General features: G+C 63.7%; 1 protein-coding gene and 1 pseudogene. Both read left to right on the top strand.

The window, feature by feature from the left end; all coding sequences use genetic code 11:
• Positions 1-349 (top strand): annotated as a pseudogene (locus QPK29_RS33355) (hypothetical protein); the annotation flags it as partial.
• A gap of 189 nt (positions 350-538) precedes the next feature.
• A complete protein-coding gene (locus QPK29_RS33350; protein ID WP_400189958.1) occupies positions 539-2392 on the top strand; it encodes a sensor histidine kinase in 1854 nt (617 codons plus the stop codon).
• Positions 2393-2663: the final 271 nt, after the last annotated feature.

Genomic DNA, 2663 nt, shown 5'->3' with positions numbered 1-2663 from the left:
GACCGCGTATTGCGCCAGCCCCCGGATCGACACCGCCTACTGCGCCAGCCCGCGCAAGGAAGCACGCGAAGGCAGGGTGGCGGCGACCGCGTATTGCGCCAGCCCCCGGATCGACACCGCCTACTGCGCCAGCCCGCGCAAGGAAGCACGCGAAGGCAGGGCGGCGGCGACCGCGTATTGCGCCAGCCCCCGGATCGGCACGGCCTACTGCGCCAGCCCGCGCAAGGAAGCACGCATAGATAAGGTGGCGGCGACCGCGTATTGCGCCAGCCCCCGGATCGGCACGGCCTACTGCGCCAGCCCGCGGGTCGAGACGCAGCCCGGTCGCAGTGAAGCGGCCACCGCCTGAACGCCAGTGATCGGCGGGGGCCCGCCACACGCCACCTTTCAATTCCTGCAACATGCCTGCCCGCTCCGGTTTCCGGAGCGGGCTTTTTGTTGTGCAAAGGAGTTTGCGCGCCACTCGACACAAGTTTTGCAACAAATTAACATTGCATATCCAGCCGTGCTGGAACACATTCTTTAGGAAGCGTATTTGATGGCGACGACGCTGAAAGACACATTTTCCGTAACCCGGTTCTCGTTCTGGGCCGGAGCATTGCTGTCTTCGCTCGTCGGCGCGTTGCTGTATCTGTTCACGGCACGCTCCATCGAAAGCGACGCCGAAGCCCGTTTCATCAGCCATGCCAGGCATGCGCAAAGCGTCATCACGGTCCGCGTGAAATCGTATACGGACCTGTTGCGCGCCACGGGCAGCATGATCCAGAGTTCCGACGTCCTGACACACCAGGGCTTCCATGAATTCGTGACCGGACTGGACCTGGCCCGGAGCTTCCCGGCGGTCGACTACATCAATTACGCGGTCCAGGTGCCGCATGAGCGGCGCGACGCATTCGTTGCCGCACTGCGCACAGACGTGTCGCACATCTTTGGCAAGCCGGTCGACCTGGACATCATGCCGCCCGGCATCCGGCCGTCGTACCTGGTCGTCGCCTTCGTCGAACCTGCGCCGCCGGGCGCCCACTACTATGCGATCGACCTGAAAGCCAACCGCTATTTCGGGAACTTGCTGCTGCAAGAGCGCGATAGCGGCATGATTTTTTCGACCGGTACGCCGATCCCGATGTTGTCGCGTCCGAACAATATCTATGTCGGAATGCGTATGCCGGTCTACCGCAAGGGCCTGGCGCTGCGCACGGTCGACCAGCGCCGCGAGGCCTACACGGGTTCGCTCGGCATCGCGTTCAGTATCCCCAAACTGCTGAATGGCGTCATGGACGAAGTTCCAGTCGCGAACCTGCGCATGACGCTGTACGACGTCGGCCCCGGCATCGACGCCCGCGGCCAACCCACGGTATCGAAGCCGCTCGCGTTGTTCGACAGCCGCGGCACGCGCGCCGAGCCGACGCCGGCGCTCGACGTCGGCGATGACGTCTTCACGACCAGCCTGCCGCTCGATTTCAACGGGCGTCCGTGGAAAACGACGTTCAGCGCCCCCAGGGCCGCGCTGTACACGGAATTCGACACCTATTATCCGAAGCTCATGATGGCCTTCGGCTTCCTCGGCTCGATCCTGCTCTATGCCCTGCTGCACACGCTCACGTCGTCGCGCCGCGCCGCCCTCGAGCTGGCGCGGGAGATGACGAGCGAGCTGCGCGAAAGCCAGGCCAGGCTGCAGTTGTCGCACCAGAAGCTCAGGCGTCTCGCCGACCATGCGTACCAGATCAAGGAAATGGAGCGCAAGCGCATCGCGCGCGAGATCCACGACGACCTCGGCCAGAGCCTGCTCGCCCTGCGCATCGAAGCCGAACTGCTGGCGGGACGCACGCAGGGCACGCACAACCACCTGAACACGCGCGCCCGTTCCACGCTGCAGCAGATCGACACGACGATCAGGAGCGTGCGCCAGATCATCAACGACCTGCGTCCAACCGTGCTCGACCTCGGCCTGTCGGCGGCCGTCGAATGGCAGGTCAACCAGTTCCAGCGCCGCACCGGCATCCAGTGCGACATCCAGGACGACCACGGCGAGATCGCCCTGCCCGATCATTGCGCGACAGCCTTTTTCCGCATCCTGCAGGAATCGCTCACGAACATCGTCCGGCACGCCAACGCGACGCGGGTGAAAGTGGAGCTGCGCCTGAACGGCGACTGGCTGTCGCTGACGGTGACCGACAACGGCTGCGGGCTGCCGCCCGGCGGGCGCAGCAAGTACGGGTCATTCGGCCTGGTCGGCATCGAGGAGCGCATCGTGATCCTCGGCGGCACCTGCACCGTCTTCAGCGAACCGGGCGGCGGCACGACCGTCACGGTCTCGGCGCCTGTCATCGGCGGCCCGGAACCCGTTCTCTCCCAGGAACAGGAGCAGGGCGCGGGTTCGGCCGTCATCTGACACTTCACCCGCTCGCCCTACTCCACTATCGAGCTTCTGCATAGCCGTTCAAACAACTCATATTATTTGTTTGACAAATATCAAAATCTGGGCGAGTTACCTCAACTACATTGAGGACGTGCAACACACGCCCGACCATTCCTGAACCCTTGACAAGGATGACCATGAACACCAACGACCTGTTCGACGCCGTAATGCAACTCGACCTGGAACCGATCAAGATGAAGCTGATGCATGCGGCATCGGGCGAAGGCTGGAGCCAGGAGAAGGC

It is taken from the genome of Massilia orientalis (assembly GCF_030411975.2).
Classification (GTDB): domain Bacteria; phylum Pseudomonadota; class Gammaproteobacteria; order Burkholderiales; family Burkholderiaceae_D; genus Telluria; species Telluria orientalis.
Note: the sequence above shows the minus strand (reverse complement) of the source record. Positions and strands in the feature narration are given on the sequence as shown.

Bases quoted from the DNA above. Each gene is read 5' to 3' on its own strand.
- QPK29_RS33350 (WP_400189958.1), top strand. From the start codon at position 539: ATGGCGACGACGCTGAAAGACACATTTTCCGTAACCCGGTTCTCGTTC.